Below are 17794 nucleotides of genomic sequence, written 5' to 3' on the forward strand. Positions count from 1 at the left end.
ACTACCACCTACCCCTCATCATTTTATTAACCATTCGATTTTTATTTTCCGCTTCCTCTTCCCTTATCTCCTTGCCCGTCAATGCCAGGAAGGCCTCCTCCAGAGATTTTGTACCGGTTCGTTCAGCTAATTCTTTAGGAGAGCCCTGGGCGATTATTTTACCATGGTCAATAACAGCTACAGTGTCTGCCGAACGTTCAGCTTCTTCCATCATATGTGTCGTAAAAAATACGGTGATATTTTCCTTTTGGTTCAATTCCCTTATATGTTCCCAGAGCAGATTTCGGGTCTGGGGATCAAGCCCCAGGGTGGGTTCGTCCAGAAAGAATATCTGCGGCAGGTGCAGCAATCCCCTGGCAATTTCCAATCTACGTTTCATACCCCCGGAGAATTTTTTAACCAGCTCATCTTTCCGATCCCAAAGCTGCACCAGTTCAAGCAGCATTTTAGTGCGCTCATCCCGGGAATTTTTAGGCATGCTGTACAGCACCCCGTGAAGAATCATATTTTCATAAGCGGTCAGCTCATTATCCAGGCTGGGGTCCTGAAACACAATGCCAAAAGAGCGTCGGGCCGCGTCCTGCTCCCGAACCGGATCATAACCATTTAGGATTATCTGACCGCTGGTGGGGACCAACAATGTAGTCAACATTTTAATGGTGGTGGTTTTACCGGCACCATTGGGACCCAGAAAAGCAAATATTTCCCCCGTTTTCACACTGATAGAAATATTATCAACAGCTGAAAATTCCCCATACTTTTTCACCAGATCCGTTACCTGGATGATGGGCTCCTCCATATCATTACTGCTCATCTCTTTATCCTCCAATATTTCTTTTTTTTGTCCAGCCATTTTCAAACTCCATGTTGTATAACTTTTTAATGACAAAAATACAATTTATGCCAAGAAAAATTATTGGCTGTTATTCTGCATAGATTGATCTTTAAAATATTCCGCCACCTGTGTTGTGTTGATAAGACTGCCTTTGGCTCCCAAGATTCTTTCAACTGCCTCCCGGTAAGCTTCAATCTTTCGGTTAACAATATCAATGTTATCAAGATTTTTTTCTACATTATAGGAAAGTCCCACCACAGACATCTTCAATATAATTAATAAATTTATTATCTGCTCCGCTGCTTCTTCAGGATAACAAGTATCAAAAATACCCTCCTTGATTCCCTGCTGGATTATAATTTTATAGGGCTGGCGCAGCATTTTTATCTTGTTTTCTACTATTTTACGCCGAAATTTTACGTTTCCCTCATCTTTAAACACAATAAAAAGCTTTTTACGTTTCTCTATATTAGAATCCTGATGCATTAATACTTCATTAAAAATTTTGGTAAGCTTCTCACCAGCACTCAACTGATTGTTATGTGCTATCTTTCGGCTCAATGTAATTTCTTCTTCAATATGACAAAACACCACTTCTCTCAGTATGTCTTCCTTTGACTTAAAATAATGATAAAATGCCCCTTTAGACGCATTAAGCCTGCCGACAATATCATTAACAGTTGTTTTGTCATAACCCTTTTCATAAAATAATTCCAGGGCAGCAGCCAAGAATTCCTGTTTTCGACCACTATCATGCATTTTTCAATTCACCTTCCTTAATAATCCCCATGACTTACGCCAGCCAGGTGTTTTAAGGTGCTCTTTGATAAAGAAAACCCCACCAGCCAAAAAAAGACCGACGGTCGGTTGGTTTCATTATAGTTTTAAACTATCCATAAGTCAAGTGAACAGGTAAAATTAAAAATAAGCCCCTTTAAATCTTTAAAATAGAGGCTTATTTTCACTTTACTTCTCTTCTCTTTTTTTGGGAATATTTTCATCTATATCTTCCGGGTTGAAGAGAGAAAACTCCCGGTCGATGTATTTTAAAATGTGACTTTCCAGTTTCATGTAGGTCAAAGAAATTTTTATTTGAGCGTTAATCACATTATTTACCACCTCAATCATATTTCCCTCCCTGAAACCCTCTTCATGTTCTTTCATAACCAAATTCGCTATTTCTGCTTCATGAATCGCCGTAAAATACTGTTTCTGCAGCTTCCAGAAAGTTTTTTGAGCTTGATCGTGTCCGGACAATCCCTTCCCCCCTTTCCTGCCTCTGCAATTAATACAAATAATATTATGAAACCGCCCGAAACCACTAATTTTTCAAAAATTTATCTTATTTTTAGGTTATTAGACCCCACCTCTAAGCGTTAGCGTAGGTGGGGCTTAAAATCTGGTGAAGTAGAGTCTCCACCTGATTCTCCGATTTTAAAGCTTGCTGAAACTAGTTCACTATTAATATTCCACGTTATGCAATCACCTTCAGATATGTTCCAGATTAAAATATGTAACTCTCTTAAAAAAACAGGTTCGATTAAAGAGAAGGACAATTACTGCATTAAAAAACTGAAAGGCAGCTGCTACCTTTCAGTCGTAGTTTTTTATAAATTAGTTATATTGGGGCTCCTGTTCCTGGATGTACTTTTGTCTTTGTTCTAATTTAGTCAGCGCATCCTCCATAGTTTGAGCTAATTCTTCAAAAGTCTTTTTAGCCTGTTGATCCTGGGTTTCCAGGGCACAGGTCTTCATGCTGGCCGCGGCGCTCTGCACACCGGCAATAGCCTGCTGAATTTGAGTTCCTACAGTCATAGATTTCACCTCCTGTTGTTTTGTCTGTTTACTTCGTTGCAATTTTTATCCTCCTGCGCACATATGACGTTACTTAAGCGTTACTTTTTAAAAATAGAGTTTCTGCTGCTTACACTTTTCTGTAATGCCCTGTTAACCAAGCTTCGTTATCATTTGAAAAAATTTTTTCACTATCCTTTCGGTTTAAAAATCAAAGCTGCCATAAACCCAAAAATAATGGCTGCTGAAATACCTGCACTGGTAACTTCAAAAATGCCAGTGAGAACCCCAACAATTCCAGTCCTCTCTGCCTCCGACAGGGCACCCTTAACCAAGGAATTACCAAAACTGCTGATGGGAACCGAGGCGCCGGCGCCGGCAAATTCAATCAGTGGTTCATAAAGGCCCAACCCCCCCAGCACCGCTCCCGCTACCACCAGCGTAACGGTAGTATGAGCCGGAGTCAATTTCCCTACGTCCATCAAAAGCTGGCCTATTACACAGATTGCCCCCCCTACCAAAAATGCATATAAAAATTGTTCCATTTTAAACTTGCTCCTTTAATGATTTTCTATGGACACCGCGTGGGCAACGCAGGGTATGCTTTCTTTTTGCTGAAAAGAAAGGGGAGAGAGCAGTGCACCGGTAGCCACAACCAATATTTTGTTCAGCTCCCCCTTTTTCATGCGGTTTAAAAGATGACCGTAAGTTACCACAGCAGAACAGGCACAACCGCTTCCTCCGGCAATCACCGGCTGATCTTTTTTATATATTAAGAGTCCGCAGTCAGTAAATTTTTCCTCCGGCACATCAATATTATGTTCCTTGAACAAATCTACAGCAATCCGATGCCCCACCTGGGCAAGATCGCCGGTGGCAATCAAGTCATAATACGAAGAATCCCTCTGCAAGTCCCTGAAATGTGCCTCAATGGTATCTACAGCCGCAGGAGCCATAGCTGCACCCATATTAAAAGGGTCGGACAGCCCCATGTCAATCACTCTGCCTATGGTAGCAGAAGTAACCCTGGGCCCCTCTCCTTTTAGTCCCACCAGGGCTGCCCCGGCTCCAGTTACTGTCCACTGAGCTGTAGGAGGTTTTTGAGCCCCGTATTCCGTAGGATAACGGAACTGTTTCTCCGCCGCCCCATTATGACTGGAGGTAGCGGCCAAAATTAAATTAGCAGATCCGCTGTCCACCAGCTGAGCGCCTAAAGCCAATCCCTCCATAGAACAGGAGCAGGCCCCAAACATACCTATATAGGGAATGGAAAGGGTTCGGGCTGCAAAATTGCTGGCAATAATTTGGTTAATTAAATCACCACTTAAAAAAAACTGAACATCCTCTTTCCTTTTACCGGCTTTATCAATAGCTTTTTCACAAGCCTGCTCCAGCAGTTTTATCTCTGCCTTTTCATAGCTGGGCTGTCCCAACCATATATCATCGTGAAGAATATCAATTTCCCGGGCCAGGGCTCCCTGTGCTTCAAAGGGCCCCCCTACAGTGGCCGCAGCCAGAATTACCGGTTCATTTTCAAATAACCATGACTGGTGTCCCTTAAGCAGCTAAATCGCCCCCAGTTCCATGAAAATCAATTTGATAATGGCTATCACAAAGGCAGCAAAAACCCCGTAAGTAATTACCGGGCCGGCTATTTTAAACATGTTTCCCCCTACCCCCAGCACAAAACCTTCACTACGGTGCTCAATGGCTGATGAGGCAATGGTGTTGGCAAAGCCGGTTACCGGGACAATGGTGCCTGCTCCCGCCCATTGGGCAAGATGATCATATACTCCCAATCCCGTAAGCAGAGCAGCAATTATGATAAGCACAGCTACCGTAGGATTACTGGCAGAAACATCGGTAAAGTCAAAAAAGGTTACAAAAATCCAATGGAAAAATTGGCCGATGGTGCTGATAATTCCACCCACCAGGAAAGCTCTGGCGCTGTTCAAGAGAACGGGCCGCTTGGGTTCCCGGGCCTGGGCAAAAACCTGATACTGCTGCTGCGTAGGGCTTAACTTCTTTTTCTTTTGATTTGACATAAGTAAACCATCCTCATTATATTTGAACATTTTTTTACCGTAATAATTGCGGCCTCAATTTTTGCAGTAAACCCTCCAGCCTTTGAGCATCTCCGGAAAATACATCCTTTGCCTCTTGGTCTTCTGTCTCCAGGGCATACCCGGATAGCTCGGCCTGTGCCTTTTCCAGGTTAGCATAAAGCAATTCCCTGACCTTTGGCTGAGAAACACTTACTGTATCGTCAAAAAGGTCAACATATAATTCCCCTACGGTATCCATCTGGCCGACAAAAACATTTTCCAGGGAAATGCCCATAGTTTCCAGCTGCTGTTCCAACCAGTTCCGGTTCAACCCCATTTCTGTCAAAGGTTCGTTTAATACACTGCCATCTAAAATTACCGTCTGCGGTTCTGTCTGAGGAGAAACCTTCCACTCCAAATCCTTAGGGGTTATTGGCTTTTTATCAGACTTTAATACCATATTAATATCTCCCGTAGCTTCCATAACGGCAAACTCTACATCGTTCAGGTTGAAAACATTTTTATAGCGAAGTTCTCTCAGCAGGTCTTCCCCGGTAAGCCTCACCTGATTTAAATTCTCTTCCATGATTGTTCCTTCCTTAATCAGCACGGTTTCCCGGCCGTTCACCACGTCATGGACAAATTTGCTTCGTACAGACAAAACCTCCAACCCTATGGGAAGCAGAGTAAAAACAGCCAAAACTACAACCCCCAGGAAAAGATTTAGGGCACCCACTGCGGTAAAAACGGCAGTTACTCCAATCATCACATAGATGATAAATTTAAAGGGAATCAAGCGGGAGGGGTTTCTCTTCCCCATGATTCGAACCAAAAATAAAACTAAAAACAATAATAATATTGACCTCAGTATTACTATCCATATAGGCATTTTTATCTTGCTCCCTTAATTTCCCTTATATTGTGGTTCTTCAAACTCTATCTTTTTCAACCTATCTTCTAAACTGTTAATAATCTCACCAGTAGTTTCCAAAGATTCTTGAAAAATATTGCGCAGTTCTTCCTCCTGGCTTTGCAGTGCATAGGTTCTGATGGTTCCCTGAGCACTTTTCAAACTGGCCAACGTCTGTTTTAATTGTGAAGCAACAGTCATTTTTATCTCACCTCGCCTTTAGTATCTAAAAAAAAATGAATCTTTATTCGCTTATAAAATAAATAAAAATATTACCGTTAAAAAAAACAAGAAGCTCTAACCCTGGCAGATGACCCTAAAGTCCTGCAGATTGCTTCTTTTAAAAAAACCCATAAATGTGTTTAAAATGGAAGGTTGTCTGACTAAAGAAGGAAAAATAGACAGAAATATTGAAATATTAAGTAATGGAAAGGGGCAGGATTATGAAGGCTGTTACTTTAAATTTTTCCCGGGGAGCCTTCGGTACCCGCAAAAATTATATGTTATATTTAACTAACATTTTAAAAACTTATAATGGGCAAAAATGCCTGGTGGTGCTTCCGGGTAATTCCGGCCTAACGCTGGCCTTAAACTGGGGGGACCTGGGCACTCCTGCGCACTTCAAAGAAGCATATAAAGCATATTTAGAACTGCCTGCTTCCTGGCATGAAGATTTGCTATCCCTTCATATTCAGGCTGCCCGCCAATTATCCTTATATATAGTATGTGGAACAGACATATTAACAATTAATACAAATAAATTTATTGCCACCCACCTGATTTCACCCCAGGGCCGTATACTGGGCTGCCAGAAACAGCTGTATCTCTCCCGGGAAGAGCGTTCTCTGGAGATTTCCCGGGGTGATAGCCTACAGGTTTTCCCAACCCCTCTAGGAAATATAGGCCTGGTGATAGGCACCGATGCTTTTTACCCGGAGGTAGGGCGGATACTGGCCCTGAAGGGAGCAGAAATAGTTTGCCATTGCGGCGCTCTCCCGGAGGAGACCCAGACAGAATCACCAGGGGAGAAAAAAAATATTTTCAATATTCAAGATGAAGATACCGGAAATAAAGAGGATTTAGAAAAAGAATTAGCGCCTAAAAAAGATAGAATTATTTACTGGAGACAGATGTCAGGAATGTGGTCCCAGGTTCAGCAGAACCAATTTTTCTGCTTAGAAAGCCAGCTAGCTTCCTCCATCCTTGGCCGGAATTTTCAAGGAAGTTCCTATATCATGGCCCCCTGTGAAATGACCAGTGACAAAAGTGGTTTCCTGGCCCGGGGAGGCCCCAACCTGTCCGGACTGCCCCGGAAAGATTTGACCCAAGGGAAACAGAAAAATAAAAAACAAAATGGCGATGATCTAGACACTAACAAAACAACCGAAGGGATACTATACTCTGAACCTCAAGAGGCACTGCTGGACTTTAAAGCCCGAAAAAAAGTAATAAAAAATTATCCCCTGTTAAAACTGCTGAACCCGGCAGCCTATGGACCCCTGCATCTCCACTAAAGTATGTTCAAGAAAGGAAACCGACCGGTGAAGCTAAATACTACAAAAGAATGGCTGTTCCTAAAATACTTAAAATGGCGAACCAGGCCTGCGCCCATAAATAAATATCTGCAATCAAAAAATATTAGCAGAACCGATAACATAAACCTCCCCGACCCGGAAAAAATCAAAGTAGGAGCCTGCCAGTTGGAACTGAAACTGCTATCAGACCCTTTAGATTACGTAGAAATAATGTATCAAAAGGTAGAAGCTGCCGCCAAAGAAGGAGTGCAGCTTCTGGTATTCCCGGAGAATAATTCCTTCCACCTGCTGGGACTTCTTCCAGGCATAGAAGAAATGGGGGAGACGGGAGAAGTGGGGAATGCCGCTGCAATTGAGGGTAATCCTTCCGTGAAAGTTGCGGATATTTTTCGTTCTGTGGGGCCCATGTTCAACAGAACAGCGGAAATAACCTTTTCCTACCTGGCCAGGGCTTTTGGCATGTACATCATGGCAGGAAGCTATCTTACTCCGAAGGGGGGAGAGGTCTTCAACAAAGCTTATTTATTTGGTCCCGACGGCAGTCAACTGGGTACTCAGGACAAAGCCCACCTTATGCCCATAGAAAATGACTGGGGCCTATCCAAGGGTTCCGGTTTCCATATCTTTCCCACCCCCCTGGGCAGACTGGCAATGCCGGTATGCATGGACGCCACCTACTTTGAAACGTTTCGAATTCTAGAATATATGGGGGCAGAAGTGGTGATGGTACCTATCGCCAACCCGGAACCTTATAACTACTGGCTGGCCCTGAGAGGTATCTGGCCCCGGGTGCAGGAAAGTTTAACCTATGGAATAAAGAGCGCCCTGGTAGGAAATCTGCTGGGTTATACCCTGACGGGAAAAGCGGGCATATTTGCTCCCCTGGAACTGACTCCTGAAGGGGACGGAGTCCTGGCAGAGGCAAAAACTTCGAATGAAGAAACGCTGATTACAGCGGAAATAAACCTGTTGGCCCTTGGGGAACTCAAAAAAAATCATCCCTATCTGGGAGACAGGAATGATAATCTTCAACAAAAATATTTCCCTGGGATTTACCAAAATACACCCTAAAGCTGGTTCTGCTACCCCCCAACAGGGGGTATTGTTTTTTCATAAGAAAGCACTTCTTTTTCAGGGTATTTCATGAAAGCCAGGCTCCCCAACAGAATGAATACAGCGGCCACGGGACCGGTGAGCTGAATCCCCAGAGGACTGGCAGCAGTCTGTCCAAAAAACTGCATTAAAAGCCCCGTGATGAAGGAGGACAGCCCCATAACTATTTTTAATACAAAGCCCTGGGCACCAAAGTACATAGCCTCCCGCCTCTGCCCCGAGAGGCTTTGTTCCACATCGGTTATGGAAGCCACTATGGCATCAGGCAGAACGAACAGACTGGCTAAAGGAATACCTGCAAAACCCATAATCAAAAGCCCAAAATTATAGGGGCTTAGCCCCAGGTAACCCCCTCCCAGGAAATAAAAGAAAGGAAGCACCAGGACAAAAAGAAACATGGAAATTACCATTACTATTTTGGGCCCCATTTTTTTAGCAAGAATATTAACTAGAGGAAAAGTTAACACAGCCATTCCAAAGGTTACGGCAAAAAAGATAGAAGTCTGTTCTTCCTGAAGACCCAACAAAACTGTAACATAAAAGGGCAGCCCCAGTGTAATAATATTAAATCCAAACCAGAAAGTAGCGTTTCCAACCAGGTAAATACGAAAAGCCCTATTTTTGAATGTAGTCATTACTGCATCAATTAACCCCAGGGTCGCCGGCAGAGATTGAGCATAATCCTTCTCTTTTATTAAGGCCGGAAGGTACATAAACAAGAGGCCCAAAAAACCCAGGCTCCATATCATACCCTTAAATCCTAAAGCAGCAATTAAGAGACCGGACCCCACCAGGGCTACAGCCACTCCCAGAAGAGAAAAAACTGCTCGTAGAGTTGCCAGATCCACGCGATCCCTGCTGGTCCTTGCCAACTCCGGCAAAAGCGCCAGGTAAGGACAAACATATACGGTAAAAAGAAAGAAATACATTCCCACCAGAAGGGCAAGGTAAACCACGTTAACCACACTGTTCCCGGCCACCGGAGGGTAAAATAGAGCTACAAAAACAATAAAGTAAAAGATACCTCCCACAAGCATGAAAGGAATTCTCCTCCCTAACCTGCCCTTAAAGTTATCGGACCACAAGGCCACCATGGGATCTGCCACCGCATCCACCACTCTTCCCAGGAGCATAATAGTCCCAAACACCACCGGCATCATCAGAGGCTCCCCCCCTGCAGGGGAAGTAATGTAATAATACATAAGCCAGGTTAGCACAATCCTATCAATCATTGCCCAACCCGCTGAAGAGGAGGCATAAAGCATCTTCCCTGAAAAGGGCAGCTTTTTTAACATTATCTCGACTCTCCCTCCTTATTGTTTACATAAGTTCTGGACCTAACCTTTTAGACATGATTCTGCTAAAACGTTAAGCTGCCTTAGGGGCTTGTCCGGTTCCGGTAACCTCTCCTTAATCTCTCGTTCCGTAAACTTTCCAAAGGGCATAGGCCAGAAATCCAGAAGCAGAAGCAAAGGCCAGCCCTGTGGAAGCCCTGCCCGTTGAAGGGTTCACCGTTTCACAGAAAAACCCGTTGTCCATGGTAACATTATAAAAAAAGCTGCCCTCCGAAAGGTTTAGGGACAAGAGGTCATTTACCCCCGACAAGGGCCACGGGTTACCTGCATGTCGGGAAGCAGCCCCTCCTTTAACCTTACCCTCCTGACAAAAATAAGGGTTATGATAAGAATTCACCCACTTCACAGTATTTACATAAACAGGATCTTCTTTAGAGCAAAAGCCATAATGAGCCAACAGCTGAAGGCTCCCCGGGGGATTGTCGTACAGTTCATTATTCCCCTCACCGTCCACTGACCAGGCAAACATGGGACCCAGTGGACCGTCTACTACTCCCAGCCGATAAATAATTTCTTTTAAACCCTCTGCCATTCCTCTGAAATTTTCTAAGAAATTAATATGTTTGTTCTCCTGTAAATCTGCCAAAAAATCCAGCGCCCTCTGAGCCAGGCCATTATCATAAATCAAAAAAGGATACTTTACCGGGTCATCTGAGGGGTCCAAAAAAGTGCTGAACAGGCCGGTATCTTCATCTCTGCAGGACAGAAGCTTATCCGCCACAGTAACTATACCCTTTTTAATAAGCCCCTCTTTTATTATACTCCAGTCACCGGCAGCAATCACATAATTTTTTAGGGCCAGAAGGTAAGCGGACAGCTGGTCCAGCTCAAAACCAGGATACAGTAAAACTCCATTTATATAGTGAGCGTGCTCCCCGGCTTTATCCAGATGATGAGAGTATACCCTGACCAGAACCTCCCGGGCTATCTTAAGATCTACAAGCAGTAGACCGGGAAAACTCCATAGAAGACAGTCCCGACCCCAAAAGGCAGCGCTCACATAATAATTAGGACTACGGGAGGTGACCGGAATCAATTCATCTGTATCTATGGTTCTCCCCAGGGCATAGAAAAAATTGAAGAAGAGATTTTGGTCCGCCATTGACCTGACTGTATTATCATCACAACCGACTGCGGTTTCACCGGCGGTCTCTATTCCTTCCGTCCTTTTTCCCTCAAGGCCTTCCCCAATTGACCAATTTTCTTCTGTTTGCAGTCCATTATTGAACTCATTCCCAACCTTTCTCACTGCTTCATTATAACTGCCTGAAATGTCCGGCTCCGGAAACATCTCCCGCTGCCGCAGCCAATTAACCGTATCTTTAAAAAGCTTTTGAAACCCATGCCGTCGGAGATCTACCACAGTAGTGGCAGCACCGTCCCCTTCAATATTTAAAGCGATATATAGTGGAATACTTTTTTCCTCTCCAGGGTTAAGATATATTTGCTCCCCGGTAACTGCCCTTTGAGCACCCGGCGACTGCTCTTCAACGTGCCAGGACCGGCCGCCTGCCATTCCCAGGGCCATAGATACCAGGGGCAGCCCGCACCCGGCCTCCATCACCAGGCTTCCGGTCCATTTATCAAAGAAGGCCCGCCGCTGGACCTCTAATTCCCGGCTTTTAAAAATCACCAGATTAAGTTGAGCCCAGTCAACTTCAAAGCCGGCTTCCAGGGTTATAGGCTTAATACCTGGATTATTAACCTTAAGACAGTATACTCCCCCTCTATGTCCCGGGGGAAAATATATTGATCCTTCCACCTGAAGTTTTTTAGAATCCAGCATAAAGGCCGGAATCCAGGAGTGCAGGTAATTCCAGGAAAGTTTATTTGACAGGGGAAATTCTTTTCCCTCCAATCGAATAAAAGGCGAGAGCAGTGTTTTTTTTGCTTCTCCCCTGAACTCTAAGAGGCCTTTCGCTCCTAAATGCAGAGCGTTTACAGAACAGACACCCCCCTGCATGGGATCAATATCCGGCAGAGATATATATTGATTTCCAGTTAGATAAAAATGACGGTAATCCTGTATTTCTTCAGGGACAGTCAAGATATCTTCAGACATTTCTTATCCTCCTGTGAATTAAAACTTATTTTTTAACCTTCCTACTTTTTACGAAACCCTTCCAGGATAATTAATAATACTCATTGAATATTATAGTAGTGAAGAATTGACTCCAAAGGAAGTGAAGGATTTTGTTCCCTACAGAAATATCCATATTTTTAGGCTGCACAGCTGGTTTTGCCCTGATGGGCCTGGTCTCATTTTTTTTGATAGCAACTATTTTAAACGTATTTAATATAAACAACCCATGGAAATCTCTCATCCTTTTTCCCCTGGTTTTGGCTTTAATTCTTTACTTGATGCTCATTTTCTCCAATATAATATATGGATCCTCCAACCAACTGAAAACATATTTATTTATAGCCTTGGTTGGGTTCCCCTGCGGTTGGTTTTTGGGGCTAATCGTTTACTTCATTTTAAAAATATTCAAAAAATAAAAATAGACGCTCTTAGAAGAAAATTATTTCATCCCCGCTTTAGCTATGCCTAAAGGAAGGGACTTCTGGCATGGGTGATATATTACATACTGCATTTGAAAATCTTCACACATCAAGAGACGTAAACTGAAAAAGGTCTACATCAACTAAACCCCGGTCTGTCAGCTTCAATGAAGGGATTACCGGCAGCGCTAAAAAAGACATGGTTAGGAAAGGATTTTTAGGTTGGGCCCCCAGTTTATGAGCTGCCTTCACCACAGCTTCCATCCCCTCAGCCACTTCTGCCGCATTTTTCTGGGACATAATCCCCGCAATCTCCAGGGGTAGTGAGGCCTTTACCCTTCCCCCCTGTGCTACCGCAAAACCTCCCTGCATATGCACTATCTGTTTTAAAGCTGCATACATATCCTCATCATTAGTTCCTACTATAATAATGTTATGGGAATCATGGGCCACACTAGATGCTATGGCCCCAACTTTAAGTCCCATTCCCCGGACCAGACCCAGGCCAACATTACCAGTACCCCGGTGACGTTCCACTACGGCAATTTTTAATACATCCCTCTCTGGGTCCGAAAGGATCATATCCTGCTGCTTTTTAGGTGAAAGAACTGACTTCTTAGTGACAACCTGGTCGGGGATAATATCAATAACGCGGGCCTTTTCCCCTTGAAGCCGTAAAGTAAACATATCTGGAGAAAAGATCTCTTTTAAATTTACACTTTTTAATATCTGCTCCGGCAGAGATGAGGTTTCTTTTAGGATTCCTGTTACTTCTCCACCCCGGTAAACCACCCGGCCGTTTTTAATAACCACAGTAGGTTGGAAAGATACCAGGTCCGAAACCACCACCAGGTCTGCCCGATACCCCGGGGCCACTGCACCCCGGTTCATCAATCCATAGGTTCCGGCGGTATTAATGGTAGCCATTTTTACAGCAGTTATCGGGTCAAGTCCCTGGCTGACCGCTTCCTTAAGGACATGATTAATATGACCACGGTTCATCAGATCATGGGCCTCCAAATCATCAGAGCCAAACAGAAACTGAGAATAATTGTTGTGCCTTACGGCGGGGAGAAGATCCCTTAAATTTCGGGCTGCCGTGCCCTCCCGAATAATAACCTTCATCCCCAGCGAACTTTTCTCTTGAGCTTCCTCTAAGGAAGTGCATTCATGGTCCGTGTGGATGCCTGCTGCCAGATATGCCTGAAGGTCACCTCCCGACAGCCCCGGAGAATGGCCATCAATAGTTTTATTTAATTTCTTCGCCAGGGACAGCTTCTCCATTACTTCGGGATCTTTATAAATAACTCCGGGAAAATTCATCATTTCCCCCAGTCCCAAAACCCGGGGATGTTTTAACAGATCTCCAATTTCCTTTACCGTGAGCCGTGCCCCGGAAGTTTCCATGTCCGTAGCAGGTACACAGGAGGGCACGGTAAAGAAAAAATCTACCGGAAGTCCTTCACTAGAGTTCAGCATAAATTCCACTCCCGAAACACCCAGGACATTGGCGATTTCATGGGGGTCAGCAATAACCGCCGTAGTTCCCCAACTCAGTGCAGCTTCCGCAAAGTACCTGGGGCTCAAGAGACTGCTTTCAATATGAATATGGGCATCAATTAATCCTGGTATGAGGTAGGCACCCTGCAAATCAATAGTTTCACCGGCCTGCTTATAATTCTCTCCAACCCCAGCAATAGTATCTTCCACAACAGCTACATTGGTTTTAACTATTTCCCCGGTAAATACATTTACTACCTGGGCGTTGAGCAGCAGCAGGTCTGCAGGCTGCTCTTCCCTGGCCGTATTAATAATTCTGGCCCACCGTTCTTGGTTCAATTTATCCATAAATACCCTCCTGCTGAAATAGTAAGTTGTTTACCCATATATTCTCTTATTTTACGCATCTTCCTTTAAGGTAACAAAAAACAACTCACTTGTCCAGTTGTAAGGGTTTTTCCGTCCTTGTCTTTCTTATTTTCCAGTAGAGAACTCCCCCACTGCTACACAGGCTGAAGATCTTTAGACCGATTTTTTTTCTCTCCTACCGTGTAACGGGGATTTCCTCGAATATAAGCCCGTATGTTTTTCACCGTAGTGCGGCGGATGCGATGAATGGCCTCTGTGCTGTAAAAGCCAATGTGGGGGGTGATAACCACATCTTCCCGATGAAGGAGAATATGATTTCTTACCAGCTTCTGCAGAGAATCCTGGGGTAATTCAGGGGAAAAGAGTCTATGTTCTTCAAGAATTAATGCTTCTCCCTCCAGAACATCCAGTCCCGCACCAGATATAATACCATCCTCCAAGGCCATCAGAAGAGCCTCTGTATCTACCAGTTCCCCCCTGGCTGTGTTGATGAGCAGAGCCCCTTTTTTAATTATTTGAATATTTTCTTTATTTATCATGTGATAGGTCTGCTCAATCAGAGGAGCATGTAAGGTTATTACATCTGAATTTTTCAGAAGCTGGTCTAAAGGTACATACCTGAACCCCAAAATTTCTGCTAAAAAAGGCTGCTTATTTACATCATAAGCCAACACCTCCATGCCGAATCCCCGGGCCATGCGAATTACATGGAGACCGATATGTCCGGCTCCAATCACTCCTAAGGTTTTATCTTTCAAATCAAACCCCTTAAGGCCAACTAAATCAAATTTATCCCGGGCGGTACGATAAAAAGCCTTATGTATATTCCTGGATAGGGAAAGAATTAAAGCAAAGGTGTGCTCCGCCACTGTGTTTTCCCCGTAAACCGGAACATTAGATACTATGATGTCATTTTTATTGCAGAACTCTACATCAATATGGTCATATCCGGTGGAACGGGTGGTTATATATTTTAATGCGGGCATTGACTTTATTACCTTTTCAGTAATTTTAGAATATACAAATACACTAAGTATTTCCGTATCTTTTAATTCATCTTTATACTTTTCCACATTATCCTCGGTCAAAATTTCCTCCTGAAATGCTATGGATACATCCTTTCGCAGGCTTTTTCGAAAATATTCCTTTTCTTCCTTTTCTATTTCAACAAGCATAACCTTTGGCTTCATTTATAATCACCTCGTATTATCTTATATACCCTATTATTTTCTCTATAGAGGGAACTAATATACGATAATAAAAGAAAACTTCACCTCCACATTTTAATTGCACAATTTAAAGCTTGTAATTGTAACAAGCTTAAGTGCCAATATAAAAAAGGTGTTCTATAAAAAAGAATCACCTTTTTTTAAAATATAAACTAATAACTTGTGCGTAAAAAGGGCTTACCCTCTCAAACTAATTTCTCCTCCTAGTAATTTCTGCCCGGGCCAGTTCATCACAGCGATTGTTGTATACGTTGTCTGCATGCCCTTTTACTTTAATAAACTTTACTTTATGTTTAGCGGCAAACTTCAGAAGTTCCTCCCACAGATCCTTATTTTCCACCGGTTTTTTTTGCGAAGTCCTCCAGCCGTTTTTCTGCCACCGGTCCAACCATCCCTGGTTAAAAGCGTTCACCAGGTAAGCACTGTCGCTATATAAGGACACATCACAAGGATACTTCAGCGCCTTCAGTGCTTCCACCGCCGCCTTCATTTCCATCCGCTGGTTAGTAGTTTGAGGCTCCCCACCGGAAATCTCTTTCTTTTTGTCACCATACATCAAAACTGCCGCCCACCCCCCCGGACCGGGATTACCGGAGCAGGCTCCATCGGTATATATTTCTATATGCTTTTTCATAATTCTCCTTAACACCTCCAAATCCTTTGAGTCTATTGACCCCATGAGTAGGTCACTGTACTTTTGGTAAGTATACCATGATTACCACAAAATTTCCATAAGACCCTATCTGCTCCTGAAATCCAGTTAACTGGTTTCAGCAAGCTGAAAACATCGGAGAATCAGGTAGAGACTCTACTCCAACAGATTTTAAGCCCCACCTACGCTAACGCTTAGAGGTGGGGGTCCTATTAAAAATATCCTGCCTGACTTGGTGCTTAAATTAGTATACAGCTAAAATTAGTAAGCACCTGTTAATAAGTTTTTTGTCTTATAATATAATTGCCCAAAACTGCAATTAATGTTAATATGTCACTAATATAATTATGCATATATATTTTGAAACCTTTCAACTTGGACCCTTCGTCCCAGGAGGGAAGGCCCCGGCCGCCAAAGTTCTACCTTTCTATTGAAAAACCTTTCAACTGGAGGAAAAAATGATAACCAATATAAAACTTAGCTACGGTAAGAAAAAATTACCTTTAGCTTTAAAAGAAAACTTTAAAATGATCACCCCTCCCCCACATCCTGTCCCAAAGGATGCAAACTCTGTGATTCAGGACGCACTTAATAATCCCTATGATTCAAAGCCCCTGAAACAAATTGCCTCCGCCGGAGACAAAGTTGTCATCCTGGTATCAGATTCCACCCGAATTACCCGGAGCGAAATATTTCTGCCTTTAATTGTTGAAGAAATAAATGCATCCGGGATCCCTGACAGGGATATTACCATACTTATAGCCACCGGTACGCACAAAAACATAAGCCACCAGGAAAAAATAATGTTATTGGGAGAAGAAATCTTAAACAGGATCAAAATCATCTGCCATGATGCCGACAGAGAAGAAGACTTGATACCCTTAGGAGTAACCTCCCGGGGGACACCGGTGAAATTCAACCGGCACTATGTGGAAGCTGACTTTAAGATAATTACCGGTGCCATAGTGCACCACTATTTTGCCGGATTTGGGGGCGGACGCAAATCCCTGCTGCCGGGGGTTTCCTCCCGGGAGACTATTTTAGCCAATCACCGGCTGGTCTTTGACCTGGACCGGGAAACCGGAGTGCATCCTCGGATAGCTCCGGGAATCTTAGAGGAGAACCCGGTTCATGAAGATATGATAGAGGCCGCTGCTTTTGCCCCACCTGATTTCATGCTGAACGTAATTCTAGATATGAAAGGAAACATCCTGGAGGCAGTAGGGGGAGACTACGTTAAGGCGCACTATTTTGGCTGCCAAAAAGCTGACGAAATATTTTCCGTACCCCTTAAAGAAAAAGCCGAACTGATTGTGGCCAGCTGCGGCGGTTATCCCAAGGATATTAATGTGATTCAAGCTCAAAAAACCCTTTTCAATGCTTCCCTGGCTGTAAAGGAGGGAGGAAGTATTATACTCCTGGCGGAATGCGCTGGAGGCATGGGTTCAGAACTTTTTCTAAACTGGTTTTCTTACCCTTCCCCGGAAGCTGCGGAGAAACTGCTCAGGCAGAACTTTGAGCTGAACGGGTTCACTGCCCTTTCGGTGATGCGAATAGCCCGGAGAAGCCCGGTAATTATGGTGTCGGAGCTGTCTGGAGATACTGTCAAAAAGATGGGTTTTACCCCGGCAGGAAACCTGGAACAAGCCATGGATATGGCGGAACCGGATCATAAACAAGTCTACATCCTTCCCATCGGCAGTGTAACAGTACCCCGGGTTAAAAGTCACTAAAATTCAGCATTCATTGATATTAGGGACCTTACATCATAGGAATTAAGTATACTGTCCCCTTAATTCCCCCTTAATTCCCTTAATTCCTTCATAATTACGTACTTTACTAAACATCCGCTAGCATTTCCAGCGGATGTTTAGTTTTGAGAGTATTACCCGGAGATTGAACTTTAAGCAGTCTTATAACAAGTTACAAAGGGAACAAAGCAATGCTAAAAACTT

At 43.6% G+C, this 17794-nt stretch carries 18 protein-coding genes; 3 read left to right on the forward strand and 15 right to left on the reverse strand.

Annotated elements, in window-relative coordinates:
- Position 1: 1 nt before the first annotated feature.
- The 9 genes from HUE98_RS15040 to HUE98_RS15080 form a co-directional block, all read right to left on the reverse strand.
- Complete coding sequence (locus tag HUE98_RS15040; RefSeq protein WP_318036566.1) at positions 2-799, reverse strand: ABC transporter ATP-binding protein; 798 nt, start codon at positions 797-799, stop codon at positions 2-4.
- A gap of 114 nt (positions 800-913) precedes the next feature.
- On the reverse strand, positions 914-1594 hold the full coding sequence (locus tag HUE98_RS15045; RefSeq protein WP_241421427.1) for a TetR/AcrR family transcriptional regulator: 681 nt from the start codon (positions 1592-1594) through the stop codon (positions 914-916).
- A gap of 207 nt (positions 1595-1801) precedes the next feature.
- Positions 1802-2092: a hypothetical protein gene (locus HUE98_RS15050; protein WP_241421428.1), complete on the reverse strand. Its 291-nt coding sequence runs from the start codon at positions 2090-2092 to the stop codon at positions 1802-1804.
- Between the two features lie 357 nt (positions 2093-2449).
- The gene (locus HUE98_RS15055; RefSeq protein WP_241423578.1) at positions 2450-2650 is read right to left on the reverse strand and encodes a DUF1657 domain-containing protein; all 201 of its coding nucleotides are present in this window, start codon (positions 2648-2650) and stop codon (positions 2450-2452) included.
- Positions 2651-2820: 170 nt separating this feature from the next.
- Complete coding sequence (spoVAE, locus tag HUE98_RS15060) at positions 2821-3174, reverse strand: stage V sporulation protein AE (protein ID WP_241421429.1); 354 nt, start codon at positions 3172-3174, stop codon at positions 2821-2823.
- A gap of 15 nt (positions 3175-3189) precedes the next feature.
- Complete coding sequence (spoVAD, locus tag HUE98_RS15065) at positions 3190-4194, reverse strand: stage V sporulation protein AD (RefSeq protein WP_241423579.1); 1005 nt, start codon at positions 4192-4194, stop codon at positions 3190-3192.
- Entirely contained in the window at positions 4195-4674 is a 480-nt protein-coding gene (gene spoVAC, locus HUE98_RS15070) for a stage V sporulation protein AC (protein ID WP_241421430.1), read from the reverse strand.
- A 34-nt stretch (positions 4675-4708) separates the two neighbouring features.
- On the reverse strand, positions 4709-5563 hold the full coding sequence (locus HUE98_RS15075) for a DUF421 domain-containing protein (RefSeq protein ID WP_241421431.1): 855 nt from the start codon (positions 5561-5563) through the stop codon (positions 4709-4711).
- A 15-nt stretch (positions 5564-5578) separates the two neighbouring features.
- Entirely contained in the window at positions 5579-5785 is a 207-nt protein-coding gene (locus HUE98_RS15080; protein ID WP_241421432.1) for a DUF1657 domain-containing protein, read from the reverse strand.
- A 242-nt stretch (positions 5786-6027) separates the two neighbouring features.
- On the opposite strand from HUE98_RS15080, the gene HUE98_RS15085 reads away from it, so the two are divergent.
- Both HUE98_RS15085 and HUE98_RS15090 read left to right on the forward strand, forming a co-directional pair.
- A complete protein-coding gene (locus HUE98_RS15085; RefSeq protein WP_241421433.1) occupies positions 6028-7098 on the forward strand; it encodes a carbon-nitrogen hydrolase family protein in 1071 nt (356 codons plus the stop codon).
- 27 nt (positions 7099-7125) lie between these two features.
- The gene (locus HUE98_RS15090) at positions 7126-8190 is read left to right on the forward strand and encodes a nitrilase-related carbon-nitrogen hydrolase (RefSeq protein ID WP_241421434.1); all 1065 of its coding nucleotides are present in this window, start codon (positions 7126-7128) and stop codon (positions 8188-8190) included.
- A gap of 11 nt (positions 8191-8201) precedes the next feature.
- Here HUE98_RS15090 and HUE98_RS15095 read toward each other — a convergent pair whose 3' ends face one another.
- From HUE98_RS15095 to rnhA, 6 genes are all read right to left on the reverse strand, one after another.
- Positions 8202-9527, reverse strand: coding sequence for an MFS transporter (locus tag HUE98_RS15095; RefSeq protein ID WP_241421435.1), 1326 nt, complete (start codon positions 9525-9527; stop codon positions 8202-8204).
- Positions 9528-9642: 115 nt separating this feature from the next.
- Positions 9643-11649 (reverse strand): glycoside hydrolase family 125 protein, encoded by a 2007-nt coding sequence (locus tag HUE98_RS15100; protein ID WP_241421436.1) that lies wholly within the window; start codon positions 11647-11649, stop codon positions 9643-9645.
- A 70-nt stretch (positions 11650-11719) separates the two neighbouring features.
- Positions 11720-11911 (reverse strand): hypothetical protein, encoded by a 192-nt coding sequence (locus HUE98_RS15105; protein ID WP_241421437.1) that lies wholly within the window; start codon positions 11909-11911, stop codon positions 11720-11722.
- A 280-nt stretch (positions 11912-12191) separates the two neighbouring features.
- Positions 12192-13937 carry an adenine deaminase gene (gene ade, locus HUE98_RS15110; protein WP_241421438.1) on the reverse strand — a complete coding sequence of 582 codons (1746 nt, stop codon included), beginning with the start codon at positions 13935-13937 and terminating at the stop codon, positions 12192-12194.
- 155 nt (positions 13938-14092) lie between these two features.
- A complete protein-coding gene (locus HUE98_RS15115; RefSeq protein ID WP_241421439.1) occupies positions 14093-15148 on the reverse strand; it encodes a hydroxyacid dehydrogenase in 1056 nt (351 codons plus the stop codon).
- Between the two features lie 229 nt (positions 15149-15377).
- On the reverse strand, positions 15378-15821 hold the full coding sequence (gene rnhA, locus HUE98_RS15120; RefSeq protein ID WP_241421440.1) for a ribonuclease HI: 444 nt from the start codon (positions 15819-15821) through the stop codon (positions 15378-15380).
- 476 nt (positions 15822-16297) lie between these two features.
- On the opposite strand from rnhA, the gene HUE98_RS15125 reads away from it, so the two are divergent.
- The gene (locus HUE98_RS15125; protein ID WP_241421441.1) at positions 16298-17572 is read left to right on the forward strand and encodes a nickel-dependent lactate racemase family protein; all 1275 of its coding nucleotides are present in this window, start codon (positions 16298-16300) and stop codon (positions 17570-17572) included.
- Positions 17573-17794 lie beyond the last annotated feature (222 nt).

Source organism: Candidatus Contubernalis alkalaceticus (genome assembly GCF_022558445.1).
Lineage (GTDB): Bacteria > Bacillota > Dethiobacteria > SKNC01 > SKNC01 > Contubernalis > Contubernalis alkaliaceticus.